General features: G+C 39.6%; 14 protein-coding genes and 1 tRNA gene. 3 read left to right on the top strand and 12 right to left on the bottom strand.

Translation table 11 applies throughout. The features are described 5' to 3' along the window. Window positions 1-746 precede the first annotated feature (746 nt). From GPM24_RS10515 to GPM24_RS10500, 4 genes are all read right to left on the bottom strand, one after another. Complete coding sequence (locus GPM24_RS10515; protein WP_158826713.1) at window positions 747-1118, bottom strand: hypothetical protein; 372 nt, start codon at window positions 1116-1118, stop codon at window positions 747-749. A 73-nt stretch (window positions 1119-1191) separates the two neighbouring features. Continuing rightward, window positions 1192-1764 carry a helix-turn-helix domain-containing protein gene (locus GPM24_RS10510; protein ID WP_158826712.1) on the bottom strand — a complete coding sequence of 191 codons (573 nt, stop codon included), beginning with the start codon at window positions 1762-1764 and terminating at the stop codon, window positions 1192-1194. A 126-nt stretch (window positions 1765-1890) separates the two neighbouring features. After that, entirely contained in the window at window positions 1891-3078 is a 1188-nt protein-coding gene (locus tag GPM24_RS10505) for a site-specific integrase (RefSeq protein WP_158826711.1), read from the bottom strand. A 105-nt stretch (window positions 3079-3183) separates the two neighbouring features. After that, window positions 3184-4197, bottom strand: a complete 1014-nt coding sequence (locus GPM24_RS10500; RefSeq protein WP_158826710.1) for a hypothetical protein — start codon at window positions 4195-4197, stop codon at window positions 3184-3186. A 576-nt stretch (window positions 4198-4773) separates the two neighbouring features. On the opposite strand from GPM24_RS10500, the gene GPM24_RS10495 reads away from it, so the two are divergent. Continuing rightward, window positions 4774-5310, top strand: coding sequence for an OB-fold protein (locus GPM24_RS10495; RefSeq protein WP_158826709.1), 537 nt, complete (start codon window positions 4774-4776; stop codon window positions 5308-5310). Window positions 5311-5561: 251 nt separating this feature from the next. Next, the gene (locus GPM24_RS10490) at window positions 5562-6278 is read left to right on the top strand and encodes a J domain-containing protein (protein ID WP_158826708.1); all 717 of its coding nucleotides are present in this window, start codon (window positions 5562-5564) and stop codon (window positions 6276-6278) included. Between the two features lie 147 nt (window positions 6279-6425). On the opposite strand, the gene GPM24_RS10485 is transcribed toward GPM24_RS10490, so the two are convergent. From GPM24_RS10485 to pyrE, 4 genes are all read right to left on the bottom strand, one after another. Then, window positions 6426-7379, bottom strand: a complete 954-nt coding sequence (locus GPM24_RS10485; protein WP_158826707.1) for a phage/plasmid replication domain-containing protein — start codon at window positions 7377-7379, stop codon at window positions 6426-6428. 304 nt (window positions 7380-7683) lie between these two features. Then, window positions 7684-7756 (bottom strand) — tRNA-Lys (locus tag GPM24_RS10480). 55 nt (window positions 7757-7811) lie between these two features. Beyond that, a complete protein-coding gene (locus GPM24_RS10475) occupies window positions 7812-9440 on the bottom strand; it encodes an ABC-F family ATP-binding cassette domain-containing protein (RefSeq protein WP_158826706.1) in 1629 nt (542 codons plus the stop codon). A 484-nt stretch (window positions 9441-9924) separates the two neighbouring features. Beyond that, window positions 9925-10566, bottom strand: a complete 642-nt coding sequence (gene pyrE / locus GPM24_RS10470) for an orotate phosphoribosyltransferase (protein WP_158826705.1) — start codon at window positions 10564-10566, stop codon at window positions 9925-9927. On the opposite strand from pyrE, the gene GPM24_RS10465 reads away from it, so the two are divergent. Then, window positions 10565-11209 carry an NUDIX hydrolase gene (locus GPM24_RS10465; protein ID WP_158826704.1) on the top strand — a complete coding sequence of 215 codons (645 nt, stop codon included), beginning with the start codon at window positions 10565-10567 and terminating at the stop codon, window positions 11207-11209. The genes pyrE and GPM24_RS10465 overlap by 2 nt on opposite strands. Here the strand turns inward: GPM24_RS10465 and coaD are convergent. From coaD to GPM24_RS10445, 4 genes are all read right to left on the bottom strand, one after another. Beyond that, a complete protein-coding gene (gene coaD / locus GPM24_RS10460) occupies window positions 11178-11639 on the bottom strand; it encodes a pantetheine-phosphate adenylyltransferase (RefSeq protein WP_158826703.1) in 462 nt (153 codons plus the stop codon). The genes GPM24_RS10465 and coaD overlap by 32 nt on opposite strands. A 71-nt stretch (window positions 11640-11710) precedes the next feature. Next, a complete protein-coding gene (locus GPM24_RS10455) occupies window positions 11711-12154 on the bottom strand; it encodes a DUF983 domain-containing protein (protein ID WP_158826702.1) in 444 nt (147 codons plus the stop codon). A gap of 3 nt (window positions 12155-12157) precedes the next feature. Further along, window positions 12158-13033 carry an AraC family transcriptional regulator gene (locus tag GPM24_RS10450; protein WP_158826701.1) on the bottom strand — a complete coding sequence of 292 codons (876 nt, stop codon included), beginning with the start codon at window positions 13031-13033 and terminating at the stop codon, window positions 12158-12160. A 93-nt stretch (window positions 13034-13126) separates the two neighbouring features. Continuing rightward, on the bottom strand, window positions 13127-14479 hold the full coding sequence (locus tag GPM24_RS10445) for a sensor histidine kinase (protein WP_158826700.1): 1353 nt from the start codon (window positions 14477-14479) through the stop codon (window positions 13127-13129). Window positions 14480-14780 lie beyond the last annotated feature (301 nt).

Genomic DNA, 14780 nt, shown 5'->3' with positions numbered 1-14780 from the left:
CAAGTATCAATGCTCAGGTTTTACTTTTGTACAGTGATTTTAAGATTGAGCTTTGATATTTGAGAGGTTTACAGAAAAGAAGGTAGGTTTCCTATTTTGAGCTTTGAGCAGATGAGTTTCACTCAGAAGACAGCTTGGGGGCCAAGCGCCAACACCAAACACCTTAATCCCCCAATCCCCCTTTATCCTCTTAACTGAGCTTTTAAAAATGTTTTTCGTGTAAAGGCAATCATTAACTTGCATAGTTACCGCGGAACGTAGCACCCGGCAAAGCTCAAACGGGCCGGATGACGATGCCACCCATATAGGCTTCTTCAGCCCAGCACCAAACCCCTTTGATCAAACAACGATTGCTATGGTAATCGGCTCCGCTTGGCACGTAGCGCCCCTTGCAACTATGACCGAAAACCGTCGTATTGAAGAAAGCGAGCAGTAACGCTTGTTCGTCGGTTGCAAGCTGAATACAATCCCCGCAAACATAATTAGGGTATCGCGAGGAATAGCTCACTTCTTGATCACAAATAGGGCAGTACTGCTTAGGAAACGTCAGATCTGTGGAAGGGTTGTTATTCATGGTCGTTTACTATGAGCGTCTTACAAACATGGCGTTTTTGTCACTAAATCGGTTGAGCGTTCGTTTTTCGACCTTCGGATGGCTCTTTATCCAACCGAAGGGGCAATCGCGCATCTTAGGTGCTTAAAAGCATGCTTCCGGCCCGAATCCGGGTGATTCTTTCCCGGCGGTTTTAAGCTGGAAAAACCGAATGGATAGGCAAATCCGATTGATCTATTCTTTTCGGTTTTCGCTTTCTGATAGTGGATGGCCGGATGATGATACCCGCTTCGTTTTCTTCAGCCTTGCACTTGATGGTCTTGATATAGCAGAACGGGGAGCGGTAAAACTTACCGGTGTCTAAGTATTTGCCTTGCAAACCCGTACCTGCTTGGGTGATGTGGTAAAACGCGATAAGCTTGCCCTCCTTGTCGGTGGCTAAAGCAGTGCATTTGGCACATACGTAATTCGGATAAGTTGCATGATACCGGACGTAACGGTTGCAAATAGGACAATGTTGTTGTTTGTTGGGTGTCTTTTTGGGATTAACGGATGATAGGAGCATGAAAGGATGACGGTTAAAAGGTTTGAACATTAATTCGTGTCAGGGCATGAAAAAAGCCTAAGTCCTTTCGGGCTTAGGCTGCTGTATCTCGCCTTAAATAATCATTGATTTCGTCTAAATAAAAATAGCGCTTTCGCCCTTGTTGATGATAGGGTAAGCCGTTGTCCATTCTGCGTTGGAGCGTTGACTTGGAAACGCCAAGTATTTCCATAGCCTCCGGTACAGTGAGCCAATCTTTGGTAAGTCCTGTCTTTGTCTGCTTCTGCATAAGCGCTACCTGCTCTAACTCATTAGCTCTTTGGTCGGCCTGCGCATGATGAAGACTGGCTAAATATTCTATTTCAGCATTAATCCATTTGACCGGATGATAAAAGGCTTGCTCGTCAGCGATGGCAATGCGCTCGGCTTCATATTCGTCTTCAAATGCTTTGTAATGATCTGGGTCAGGTGAGCGAAAGACTTGTTGCACCAGCTTTTTGAAGTAATGTAGGTAAACAAGGCCATCCTTGGCATTATTGGGTATTTTCGACTTCATAAATGCAATCAGGTCTTTATTTACATACAAGGGCTTAATCTTCCGCCCAAGCTCAGTCTTAATTTTTGCAGTCAGCTTGGTTTGCGGATGGGGGCTAAGAGTGTTTTTCATTTTACGTTGATGGTTGAAGGGTGGAAATCCATCTTCCGGCAAGGCCTATCCATCTGGAGTCGCCGGAATGGATTATTTGCTTGGATGGGTTAGCCTTGCCTGATGGATTTTCGTATAGATGAGTATTTAAATAGCTTGTTTATACATTTTTTCTAGGTTGTGCATTGAATCAAAGAGATTTGACTCTAACCCTTGAGCATAAATCTGGGTGTCTGCAATCCGCGAGTGTCCTAAAAGCTTTTGTACGTAAATCAGATTTACACCTGCTTCGATGAGATTTGATGCGAAGGTATGCCTGCCGCAGTGAAAGGATATGGTTTTATTGATACCCGCAAGTTTCATCAAATCTTTCAGATTGCGGTTGACTACCTGATTAGCGATCTGTGGTAGAATACTGGCTTTCGAAGCTTTAATGCTATGCTTGCCATACTGATCCAGCAGCTTTTGGGCGCTTTCAATGATCGGAATAATCGTTTCCTTACTGGTCTTTTGTGCTTTAAACTTTATGGAGGCGGCATCGGCCTTAATACTTTGCCAAGTCAGGTTCTGGCAGTCTGAATACCGCAATCCGGTATAGCAACTGAACAAAAATAAGTCGCGCACCTTTTGCAGCATCAGCTCATTTTCGGGTAATTCAGCATTTACCACCTGTTGAAGTTCTTTAATCGATAAAAAGTTGCGTTCACCCTTGGCCGCTTTGATCTTAAAGTAACGGTAAGGATGTTGGTCGGCTGACATGTGTCCTTGCTTTATAGCCTCATTGCACAGGCTTTTCAAACATTTGTGACGGGTAAACTTTCCGCCAGTGGTATTGCCTCTGACCTTGTCTAAGTAAGCTTCAAATTTAAGGACGAAAGTATGGTCAAGATCCCCGAAGTTTGCCTTAGGACTGAATGCTTTCAACACATTGATAGTCGACTTGTAGGTTTTAAGGGTGCTTTCTTTTATTCTTTCTTCCCATAATTCAACGGTGCTTTTGCAGAAGTCGTAAAACGTTATTTTGCCACCGTTTTTAAAGTAGGCTTTAGCCATGTTGAGTGTAATGGGTTTGCCCATCATTTCGTGTTCTAGCATGTACAGCTTCCATTCACTCATTTTCTGGTTTAAGAAAGCCGCCAGAAGTTGATTGGCTTTAGAATTACTTTTCGGGCAGTTATCTTTCACTTGCCAGTCTTTTTGCAAAATGGATTTACCGGAAGGGATTCGGGAGGTTGTCAAACCAACCCGGACGGAGTAATAAATAGGTATGGTGTTATCTGCTTTGATCTTATCTTCTCGAAGTACTATTTTAATATTATAAGTCATTTTTTTCATGGTCATGGGATTTTAGGGCCGAAATATCCAACGGGTTTTTGGGATTATAAAGTCTTCTGAGTTAAATATTTTATAATCAAATATTTATGTAGGTTTCTTCTTCTCTTACCGCAAGCTGTATGGATTTATATCGCTTAGCTTAATAGGGTTGATGTTCTTGTGGTTTCGAAGGGTGTTTTGATTATAATGTTTATTAAAGGAAACTTGTCCATGTACTTCTACATTCTTCCCCACATACCCTTCAATCCTGTCTTTGATTGCGCTGTAACAATCCGCACTGAGAGTCATATAAACTTTCGTACTACTACCCAAGATCAAAGTCAAATTGCCAAAGATTCCTTTTGCCGGATCACCACCAGGTCTTATATGCATTAACCGGGCTTTAAACTTCATCAACCTATATTGTGATGACGGCTTAAGCAGTAAGTCATAATTCTGGCTTACATCTATAAAGTTGCCTAATGGCTCTTTGTCAAATTTATCATACTCCACTTCATCTAGTAACAGCTTAAACTTGTCTTGGAAATATTCAGAAAGCTGTCGCTTAAATTCTGTGTACGGTAAAACTTTGTCATTTGACAGATGGCCCTTTTCTTCTGCCAAATGCAGAATTAACATTATGACAGAGCCAAAGCTGCTGTCATTGATATAGCTCATTAATTTATCATAAGCTAACTTGTCAATAGCGGTGTAGACACTAGCTAAGTCCTTATCAGCAAATTTTAAATACAGTAGTCTTATGATGCCAGCAATTTTTCGTTTAGTTACAGGATAAAATTTAGGTTGATTAGTAATAACAGAGTTTAATTGATTATTAACTTTATAATCACTAGTAATATATTTTTTACTATTATCTTCTTTAATATTAATAAAAGCCTTGACGTTTTCGCTGAGGCTGATCTCTCGGCTGTTATTTCGATTTGTAACCCTTATCAAATTCTGAGACACCAAAGTGCTGATGTCTTTACTTAGGTTCGTCTCGTGCTTGTGGAATTTGCTTGCAATAGCTTCGTTCGTACAATTGGTATTTTCACCTTCCTCTATAAACCAACCTAATAATAGCTTTTGGCCAGAATTAATCTGTGTTAAGCTTAATAGATAATTAATAAGATTTTTCATGTCCTTGCCAGTCCAATTTAAGGGCCATGTGCCAAAGATTATGGAGAGGGCATGGTAGCTTACAATTAAAAGTCATCTAGTAGCATTTTTTCTTCTGTCGTACAAAAAACGCTGGAAATGGCCTTTTTTAAATTTTGAAATTTTTTTAGCCGGAGCTCAGTAAACAGCATAATGTCTTTTTGTCTAAAGCAATTATTGTACATGGTAGAGTATGAATTTGTATGTAATAACGGACAGACAGAAGCGCTATTGGTTAAAATAAACTTTAATTTTCGGCGATTAATTTCGAACTTAGGCACTGAATTTAAAACGACTTGCTTATTGAATAAATAAAGAGAATAAACAACATATCATCATAACGATCTTGCGTTAAGGCTTCATTCTGAAAGAAAAAACTGGCATTTTTAAATCACAGAAAAACGAAGACTTATACGCTCACGCTACAAGCGTGGGCTATTTGTCTGTTTCTGTAGGTTTACCGCCAGTTTACCTCTTTCAGCAGCTTTTAGTTCCACGCTTGCGTTTTACAGCAACCCGCCTTTTGGAACTGAAGGTAACACACCCACAACCTTCAACATGAATCCTGAACCAAGCAACAAAAAACTGTACATCAGACTATCCATCCTAATCATTGTCATTATTGCTATTGTTTATTTCGTACCTGCTTTTTTTGAACAATATCGCTATTCCCAGATGGAGGCCGAAGCACAAGAAGAACTCGATCGAGCACAGCAAGACACCATTAAACTCGCACAAGCTAAAGTACTACGCTCCGAATTTGAATCTTCCTATTCAGCAGATGCTTGGTTTGAAAAATTCCATGCCAATAAGATCGCCTTTGATCAAGAATACGACGGACAGATATTGGATGTAAACGGTACTATTACACGTATCAGCAATGACTACAGCTGCTCTGTGATCGAGATTAAAGCGGGGGCTGGCATTTTTGACAAACTGGTTTTTAACAACTGTAATTATGGTGATGATAAATGGCAAAAAGAAGTCATTGAGGTTGCCGTAGGCGAGACGGTTCACATCCGAGGTAAGTATAATGGTACCGAATCGGGCGACTTTGAAATGGATTTAAACAAATGTCATATCATCAAAGATTAAGCAATGGCATCTTGTTATATCTGTAATGCTTCTTACGCCAACCAAAGGAGAGAAATTTACACAGGTCAATCACGAAGGATAAACTTCGGCAAGCGCATTACTTTTGGTAAAAGCAACCATTACGGTATGCGTACAGTCTGCAATAGTTGTGCTAAAGAGATGGACTTCAGCCGCAATCTCAAAGTCGTATTCTGGCAAATTTTAATAATCCTGTTTCTACTTTACGTCTACTTGCATTGATCAAACCTATCATGAAAAACCATTACGAAGTTTTGGGCATTGACACTTTAGCCAGTGCCGAAGATATCAAAAAGGCTTACCGCAAACTTTCACTCAAGTTTCACCCGGATAAGAACCCCAACGACGAATACTTTGCCGCGATGTTTCGGCAAGTTAACGAGGCTTATTCGGTGCTTTCAGATGTCGAGAAGCGAAGATCGTATGACGCAGCAAGGCAAAGGTCAGAAGAGGCGCAATCACTTGCTGAGGCACTTAAAAACAAAGAGCGCGAGTTGCACTTTCGTGAGCAGCAGCTTCGGCAGCAACAAGCTAGTTGGAAAAGTTCAGTTGAAGAGAGCTATATACCTAAACCTACGTACCCGCCGAAGCCAAGAACGAACCAAGCGAACAATATTAAAAACAAATCTGAGCCTGTGTTTACAATTCGCGAGTTTAAAATTACACTTTATTTTGTTATAGGTGCCCTAGTCTTTCTAATTGCCTTAAAGCCGAAGCCGGAGCAGGCAACTAATGATACATCTATTCGTTACGGTGAGGTTGAACCGGTGCGTCATTCTAAAAAGCACAAACGCAAAATAAGGCACTACTCAACAGCTGCCAAGCAAAAAAGTACCCCCTCAAAAGTTCAGGAAATACCAACGGATAAAGATGTGGTCGTTACCGACACCATTACAAATCCAATTCCTGCTCCAGTTATCGGCCCAAAGCCAGATAGCTTAAATGAGTAAGGATAAGTTTAATAGGCCTAATTTAACCTCGCTTCGATTTCTTAAAAGAAGCGAGGTTTTTATTTGCGTTTTAACGGCCTTTTCTTGTCCGAGGGCAACGAACTGCATAGGTGCCAATATTCTACTCGTTTAAACCCATTTATTGCTTTAAACAAAGATAAACTGCGCCATATCATTCGACCCATAAATAAGGCTGTCTAATTCTTCAACTAAGGGCGATGGCTGGGTGAATCTATCATCTAGGTAAAGGGTTTTATAGCCCCTTTTTAGTCTTGAGGCAGAATTAGCTGTCCACTTATTTGCTTTCTTATAGATATCGATTTCTTTAAAGACCTGTTGCAAACTTCCTTTGTTTTGCAGACCATCAAACTCCGTGTACGCTTTGTGCATTTTAGCTGAGGCCATATCAGGTATATAGGAAATTGGTTTTTTAATAACAGCCTCATAATAGTTATACCACAGCACCGCAAGCTTTTGTAAAAACAGTGAGGAATGCAGCCAAAGAACTCGTAAATCATCCTGACCGACTAAATTGTGTAGTTTGCTACTCAAAGTCAACTCATAACGCAAAAGGTTTCCCGTATCTTCAAATCGTCGGTAAACAGCTGGATCTTTCTTTTTTAATTCAGCTTTTTTATCGTAAAATGTTAAGCTTTCCCTGCTGCGCTTAAATGTCTTTGTCCCTTTCCAAGGCAGTATACTGGCGTTCTGCATACTTTCAAGACATTCAAGATAAATTTCTGGCAAATATTTAACAGTTAGGTTAGTTGATATGTCAATACGGGATAGAGTAGCTTGGCGAACGGGAAAACCCATTTGTTGAGTAAGTTTTTTTAGCGCAGCATCAATCTGATCTTTTGAAAGTGTCGATACATTCTCGCCCAAAAGGTATTTGCAAAGGCTGCCGTTGAATTTAAGCACATTCCCCTTAATAAAAACGTGAAAGTTTTCAAGTTTACCAGTGAGGAAAGGTTGATTGAGGTGTGAGCTTATGCCTTCATCTATTATCTCAGTTAAGCCATCACGAATAGCATTATAAATATAGTTATAAGGTTTTTTCTGAGTGTCAATATTTGCCTTTGAATAAATTGAGTCTATCATTACCGTTTTTTGTTAGTTTTTCTTCTTGTTATTTCGATGTAGCCGCCCAATAGCTTTATTGGCGGTTTATACTTTGTATAACTTCCCTGAAGATGAAAAAAATGGATTTTCCTCAAATTTTTTTGGAATCGGTGGTACCAATAACTGGATAACAAAAGATGCTATTCAAGAAGTTTAGTGGAAGTGAAAGTGATTAGGTTCAAAAGAGTTCATTTTGGGTCTTAGACATTCATTCGAATTTTACCTATAGCTTTACCCATCAAACAAAAAACGCAGCTTTCGTGTAAGAAAACTGCGTTTCGGGTGACCCCGCTGAGGCTCGAACTCAGGACCCACAGATTAAGAGTCTGTTGCTCTACCAACTGAGCTACGGAGTCGTGGTTTGTTTATTTGCCGTGTTGAAAAAGTGAACACTGGCAAATAAACAAATTTTTAAGCTAATTGATACATCTCTTCGCGTTGTTTTTGTACGGCTCCGCTGTTGATGTAATCATCGTACGACATCATTTTGTCAATCATGCCCGCTGGTGTTAATTCAATAATCCGGTTAGCAACAGTTTGGGTCAGCTCGTGGTCACGTGAGGTGAACAGAATAGTGCCTTTGAAGTCGCGCATACCGTTGTTTAACGCTGTGATGGATTCTAAGTCCAAGTGATTGGTGGGCTCGTCAAACAGCAAAACGTTTGGCTGCTGTAACATCATGCGGCTAAACATACAGCGCATTTTTTCACCGCCTGATAGTACGGTGCTTTTTTTCAACACTTCCTCACCAGAAAACAACATACGGCCTAAGAAGCTACGGATGAATTGCTCGTCTTTTTCGCCGGGCGCATATTCACGCAGCCAGTCAACCAAATTTAAGTCCTTACCTTTAAAATAATCAGCATTATCCATCGGAATATCAGCTGGGTTAATGGTAACGCCCCATTTAAAGCTGCCGGTAAAATCTGTATCACGTCCGGTCAGGATATCATAAAAAGCTGATGTAGCTAAGCTGTTTTGTGATAAAACGGCAATCTTGTCGCCTTTATTCACCATCAAATTGATGTCGTTAAATAACACATCGCCGCTTAACGTTTTACCTAACTTTTCAATCTGCAAAATCTGGTCGCCCGCCTCACGGCTTTGCTGATTAAACATAATAGCCGGATACTTACGGTTAGATGGTTTAATCTCTTCCAGGTTAATTTTATCCAACGCCTTTTTACGGCTGGTAGCCTGTTTAGATTTCGATGCGTTGGCACTAAAGCGGCTTATGAACTCTTGCAACTCCTTAACTTTGTCTTCCAACTTTTTATTCTGGTCAGCGCGTTGTTTTAATGCCAATTGGCTTGACTGATACCAGAAAGTATAATTACCGGTATAGATGGTCATCTTAGAGAAATCAATATCTACCACGTGTGTACATACTGTATCCAAAAAGTGTCTGTCGTGCGATACCACCAGTACAATGGCTTCATAGCCCGCTAAAAAATCTTCCAACCAGGCAATGGTATGAATGTCCAAATCGTTGGTAGGCTCATCCAGTAGCAAAATATCGGGTTTACCAAAAAGTGCCTGGGCTAATAACACACGTACTTTCTGCGTACCGTCCAGCTCTTTTAATAATTTATAGTGCAGGTCTTCTTTGATGCCTAAGTTGCTCAGTAGGGTAGCGGCATTGCTTTCAGCGTTCCAGCCATCCATTTCAGCAAAAAGGTTTTCCAGTTCGCCGGCGCGTTCGCCGTCAGCATCAGTAAAATCCTCTTTCAGATATATAGCATCTTTTTCTTTCATGGTGGCATACAAATCTTTATGCCCCATCAATACGGTTTCAATTACCGGATACTCGTCAAACTCATAGTGGTTCTGCTTTAGTACAGCCATGCGTTCACCGGGTGTAAAGCTTACGGAACCTGTGGTCGGGTCAATTTCACCCGAAAGTATTTTTAAGAAGGTTGATTTACCGGCACCATTGGCACCGATGATGCCATAGCAGTTACCTTGTGTAAACTTTAAGTTTACATCTTCAAACAAGGTACGCTTGCCATAGCGTAAGGATAAATTAGAAACATTAATCATGCTGTGTCTCAGAAATTTTAATGCAAAAATACGGTAAAATTGAGGCAAATTAGTTCCAGTAGTGTAAATAAATCTACATGCTTGGTTTACAAATTGATTTGATTAAAAAAAACGCCGATTCGTAACTTTTAAAATGTCAACAAATTGATTTAATTGTTGCAATTTTTATGATCGACTAAATTGTTTAATATTAATAATATAAAAGTGATTTAGAGTTAATATTACCTCGAACTTTGGAAAGGATTTTGACGTTTAAATAAGAAAAAGTATAATTACTATTATGATTTCGTTAATTGTGGGATTGGTAGTTGTTAATGTGGTTGTGGCGCTTTATAACGCCGAACGAAATAAAAATATTTACAAGCATTAGCAGTGCAAAGCAACGGGTTGCTTTGGCCTAGGTATAACTTAAAGTAGATAGATTAAACAAAAAAGCCTGTAAGTATTTCTTACAGGCTTTTTATATTTTATATAGTGCAAAATTTTATCGTCCCCACTCGGCAGGGTTAGCACGCCATTGGCGCAGTAACTCGATGCTGTCACGATTAATGTATTGCTTTTCTTCTGCAAATTGCAGCAGAGCGTTATAGTTAGACAAAGTTACAAAACGGCATTTGGCCTTTTTAAAATTTTCATCAGCCACATCAAATCCATAGCTGAATATAGCAGCCAAACCTGCAACTTCATATCCCGCTTCGCGCAACGCGTCAACGGCTTGTAAGCTGCTTTTTCCGGTAGAAATTAAATCTTCAATAACCGCTACACGTTGTCCCGGCATTATTTCGCCTTCAATCAAATTGCCGGTGCCATGATCTTTGGGTTTAGACCGAACGTATACAAATGGCAGGCCCAGTTCCTGAGCTACCAGTGCACCTTGCGGAATGCCGGCTGTTGCCACACCTGCGATGCAGCTTACGGAACCAAATTCTTCCTGAATTATCAGGCTCAATTTTTGCCGGATGTAAGTGCGAATAGCTGGGTAAGAAAGTGTTACACGATTGTCGCAATAAATGGGCGATTTCCAGCCCGATGCCCATGTAAAAGGATTGTTGGGTTGTAATTTTATTGCTTTAATTTGCAGCAGAAATTCAGCCACTTGCTGTTCAATCTCATTTTTATTAAACATGGCTCAAAAATACAGAATTTATATTAACCAAAAGGTTATTCTACTTACAGAATCGGCTCCAAAGTTAGCAGAAATGTACGAACAGCTTGAGCAGCAATCGTTTGACCTGAAAAGCTTTTATTTAAAAATAGCGGCCGCTAACAACAATCAGTTGTATTACTACATTTTGTGTGATGATGCCAAAGCTTTTTTAAAAAAAATAATTAAAAGCGTAACGCTTATTGAAGCGGCTGGTGGGTTGGTGAAAAACAGCAAAGGCGATTTCTTATTCATTTACCGAAACGACAAATGGGATATTCCTAAAGGTAAATTAGAAAAAGGCGAAAAGCCTAAAGAAGGAGCAGTGCGTGAAGTAGAAGAGGAGTGTGGTATCAAGATTGATGAATGCGGTAAAAAAATCATCAATACCTATCATGTGTATACATCAAAAGGCGAGCTGGTTGTCAAAAAAACTTACTGGTATAAAATGAAGTATAAAGGTAAAGGTAAGCTGAAGCCGCAGTTAGAAGAAGGTATTACCGATGTGCAATGGTTTGATAAAAATCATATTGCTACAGTGCTCGACAATACCTTCCCATCTATAGTTGACGTATTATGGAAGCGCGATTTGCTTAAAGATATTCCAGTGCCTCTCTTGGCATAAATTGGCTCACATCACCATGGTGCCTGATAATATCGCGTACAATAGTTGAGCTGATAGAGGAGTAACCGGGCTTGCTTACAATAAAAATACTTTCTATGTCGGGGGCCAGCGCGTGGTTCATCTGCGCAATGGCCTTCTCATATTCAAAATCTGATACGGTTCTAATGCCGCGTATCATATACATGGCATTAATGCTGCGACAAAATTCAACAGTAAGCCCCTCATAGGCAATGATGTGTATTTTAGGCTCGTCGGCAAATACTGCCCGCAGCATTTGTTCGCGTTGTCCAACAGTTAGCAGGCCCTGCTTTGAACTGTTTACACCTATACCGATATAAAACTTATCAAACAAACTAACCGAACGTTTTACAATATCAACGTGGGCTTTAGTAACCGGATCAAACGAGCCGGGAAACAGGGCAACTTTCATATATGCTGATGTGACGTATGCAGCAAAGGTAGTTTTTGATTTTAAATTATCTGTTGCCCTGTTTTAACAAATTATGCTTTATTGGCCTGGCCTGCACGTTTAGGATCAAAGTGTACGCCGGGTGTTAACCAGTATAATAATATTACTCTAGAATACCTGAAGTTTACCGGTGATAAAATAAAAGCCGAAATTAAAAGTATAGGAGTGTAAATCCAGGGGTTTTCGCTATGGGTTAAAATGTAAGTGCCTACACCTAGTGTTACCAGTAAAGCCACATTAAGGGCATAGCTTACAAACATGGCAACATAAAAATAGCCAAGTTCAACTTCGAACTGAAAGTTGCAGTGCGGACAGTTTTTGTGCATTTTTTGTCCGCTTATACTGTACAAGCCATTGGCAAACATATTACCGGTTTGGCATTTCGGGCATTTGGCATGTAGCGCTGCATTGAATTGTGAGGGGATATATTGATGGTTGGTATCCATAGCGCTTTTATCTAAAGTCAACGTTTTCATGATTTATCCGTTTTTAATTTGTCTTCTGAATTCTTCGGGACCAATGCCTTCCTGCTTTTTGAAAAACTTGCTGAAGTAAGAGTTGTCGGCGAAATTGAGCCGGTAGGCAATTTCACTGATTGTAAGGTCAAAATTTACTAACAGCCGTTTGGCTTCCAAGGTTATCCGGGTGCGGATTACCTCGCCTGCAGACATGCCCAGTACGTCGTTACACAAAGCGTTTAAATGATTAGGTGTGATGTAAAGCAACTCGGCGTACGCTTTGGGTAATTTAAGGGAAGTAAAATTCTGTTCAATCAGCTTATGAAAGTTTTTGAGCAAGGTGTAATTGTAAGTATTGATGTGCTGTGCTTGTTGCGTAAACCGAAGTCGGCCTATGGTAATGAATAACTGTAGCATCAATACTTTTACCATGTCTAAACTAAGGCGATTATTGGTTTCACTTTCGCGAATGATTTGCTCAAACAAATTTTGAATATCCGAATGAACATTATCAGGTAAGTCAACAACGGCGTCGTTTAATGAGCCGTTAAAAAATGGAAACTGCTCCAGGTAATCAGACTTTAACAAAAACGATTGGAAAAACGGCACCGAAAAGTTAATTACATAGCCATCTACCTGGCCTTCAAAACTCCAGCTATGCACCTGGCCGGGTATCATAAAATATATTTGATAAGGCTTTACCGGGAACGATTTAAAATCTATCGCATGTGTGCCGCCACCCTCAGTAAATAACACCAGGTGATAAAAAGTATGTTTGTGCGGCAGGTGCAGGTTTTTGTGTACTTCCAGATAAGGCGCAAACCGGCTAATCAATACATCTTCCTGTTTAAAGTCAGAAAGTGTACAAATATCATATACCGGAAATTCTGTTTTCATAACAACACAAAGATACGGTTGCCAGTACCGCTATGTATGGTGCTATTTATAGTATTTGTGGTGCTATTTACTTTTTAAGGTAAAAGTAAAAGTTTACCCATTGAACGTTTCGAGCACTTGTGGTAGCTGTATTCTAAATGTAGACCCTTGATTTTCCTCACTGTCTACATATAATTCCCCGGCATGATTCTGTACAATTTGGCGGGCTATACTAAGGCCTAAACCTGTAGATTGCTCACCATGTAATCCCGTACGGCCTGCTTTAGTAAAGCGCTCAAAAACGTGGGGCAACATATCTTTGGGTATACCCACGCCGTGGTCTTTTACTTCAATAAATACCTTGTTGCTCTTGTGACGCAGGTGCACTTCAACTGTGCTATCATCTTTTGAAAATTTTAGTGCATTGCTAATCAAGTTATCAATTACACGATGAAATCTTTGGGTATTGATACGGGCATACAGTGGGTAGTTAGGTGTTACTAATGTAATTTCGTTGGTATAATCAGCATTTTCACGCCATTCATCTACAAAAGCTTCCAGCAGTGCATTTACTTCAACTACTGTTGCGGTAGCTAATGTTTCACTATCCATATCGTTACGTGCTACGTCCAGCAAATCGTTTATAATGGTACGGGCTTTTATACATGATGCTTTTATCATGTTAATATTATCCTGCATGTCATCGTCTAAATCGTCCAACTCCATAATCATAGATAATGATTCAATTGCGGCTATCGGATTGCGCAAGTCATGCGCTACCATGCCTAATACCTCTGTTTTAAACAGGCTGGCCTTTTCTATCTCTGCATTTTTAATTTGAATTTCGGTAAGCTGAGAGTAATGGCTCGATTTGTAATCAAAAATAAATCGGGTAATAAAGTAATAACCTGTTAATAATATGATGCAAACCAGTATGTTGCCCACCTGTTCGGCCGGGTTAGGTATGATGTAAATAGTTGCCGCTACAAATATGATAGCAATAGTAAACGTCACAAAAAGTGCTTCTGCAAACTCGAGCACAAAAATAATACTCATGGTAAGCAACGCAATTAAAAACAAGGTAAGCGTATTGCGTAAATTATGCATTGCTATAAAGCTACCGGTTATACCACATAAAATGATGTACACTGCAAATGCTATGGTAAGCGCACTTACTATATTAGTTGGGGCTTTGCGCTTTTTGTACAAGGCGGAAAGCTGTTTGCTTACCAAAAAGAATAGGGGTGTAATAGCCAGATATATCCAATTGCTTACATCATATTCAATGATATGTTTAGATAAATTCAGGCTGTCAGGGAAAAAGCAGTAGTAAATGCGAAAACTAAAATTAAGTACAAAAAATATAATACTAGCGTTTTTAACGGCCAGCAAGTTTTGCAGGCTGTAATACTTCCTGAAATCAGTTTGAGAGGGTGTAGAGGCCTTTTTGAAAAAGAAAGTTCTCAATAGTATTAACTTGGAGAACCAAATCTAATAAATTTTAAGATATTGAAAAATGTAAAGTGTTGATAAATAGCCTTTGGGCCTAACTTTAAGAGCTCTTAGTTATTTATTAGTTAATTAAATCATAAAAACAGCCTTAAATTAATGTTTAAATTGATTAAAAGCATTAATTAAAGCTGTTTATCTGTTAACTGTGCTTTATTAATTGGCCGAATCTGTTGAAAATACATACGTCAGTATAAAAAATATAAGCACAAATAGTGATACAATAGAGGTGAATACTTTTTTCATAGTTTGGTAGATT

Source organism: Mucilaginibacter lacusdianchii (assembly GCF_009770985.1).
Taxonomy (GTDB): Bacteria; Bacteroidota; Bacteroidia; order Sphingobacteriales; family Sphingobacteriaceae; genus Mucilaginibacter; species Mucilaginibacter lacusdianchii.
This window is presented reverse-complemented; position numbering and strand designations above follow the sequence as displayed.

What these genes read in the sequence shown, in the direction of transcription:
- GPM24_RS10515 (WP_158826713.1), bottom strand. Translation starts at nt 1,118, where the DNA reads ATGCTCCTATCATCCGTTAATCCCAAAAAGACACCCAACAAACAACAA.
- GPM24_RS10485 (WP_158826707.1), bottom strand. Translation starts at nt 7,379, where the DNA reads ATGATAGACTCAATTTATTCAAAGGCAAATATTGACACTCAGAAAAAA.
- coaD (WP_158826703.1), bottom strand. Translation starts at nt 11,639, where the DNA reads ATGAAAGTTGCCCTGTTTCCCGGCTCGTTTGATCCGGTTACTAAAGCC.
- GPM24_RS10475 (WP_158826706.1), bottom strand. Translation starts at nt 9,440, where the DNA reads ATGATTAATGTTTCTAATTTATCCTTACGCTATGGCAAGCGTACCTTG.
- GPM24_RS10465 (WP_158826704.1), top strand. Translation starts at nt 10,565, where the DNA reads ATGGCTCAAAAATACAGAATTTATATTAACCAAAAGGTTATTCTACTT.
- pyrE (WP_158826705.1), bottom strand. Translation starts at nt 10,566, where the DNA reads ATGTTTAATAAAAATGAGATTGAACAGCAAGTGGCTGAATTTCTGCTG.
- GPM24_RS10490 (WP_158826708.1), top strand. Translation starts at nt 5,562, where the DNA reads ATGAAAAACCATTACGAAGTTTTGGGCATTGACACTTTAGCCAGTGCC.
- GPM24_RS10510 (WP_158826712.1), bottom strand. Translation starts at nt 1,764, where the DNA reads ATGAAAAACACTCTTAGCCCCCATCCGCAAACCAAGCTGACTGCAAAA.
- GPM24_RS10505 (WP_158826711.1), bottom strand. Translation starts at nt 3,078, where the DNA reads ATGAAAAAAATGACTTATAATATTAAAATAGTACTTCGAGAAGATAAG.
- GPM24_RS10450 (WP_158826701.1), bottom strand. Translation starts at nt 13,033, where the DNA reads ATGAAAACAGAATTTCCGGTATATGATATTTGTACACTTTCTGACTTT.
- GPM24_RS10500 (WP_158826710.1), bottom strand. Translation starts at nt 4,197, where the DNA reads ATGAAAAATCTTATTAATTATCTATTAAGCTTAACACAGATTAATTCT.
- GPM24_RS10455 (WP_158826702.1), bottom strand. Translation starts at nt 12,154, where the DNA reads ATGAAAACGTTGACTTTAGATAAAAGCGCTATGGATACCAACCATCAA.
- GPM24_RS10495 (WP_158826709.1), top strand. Translation starts at nt 4,774, where the DNA reads ATGAATCCTGAACCAAGCAACAAAAAACTGTACATCAGACTATCCATC.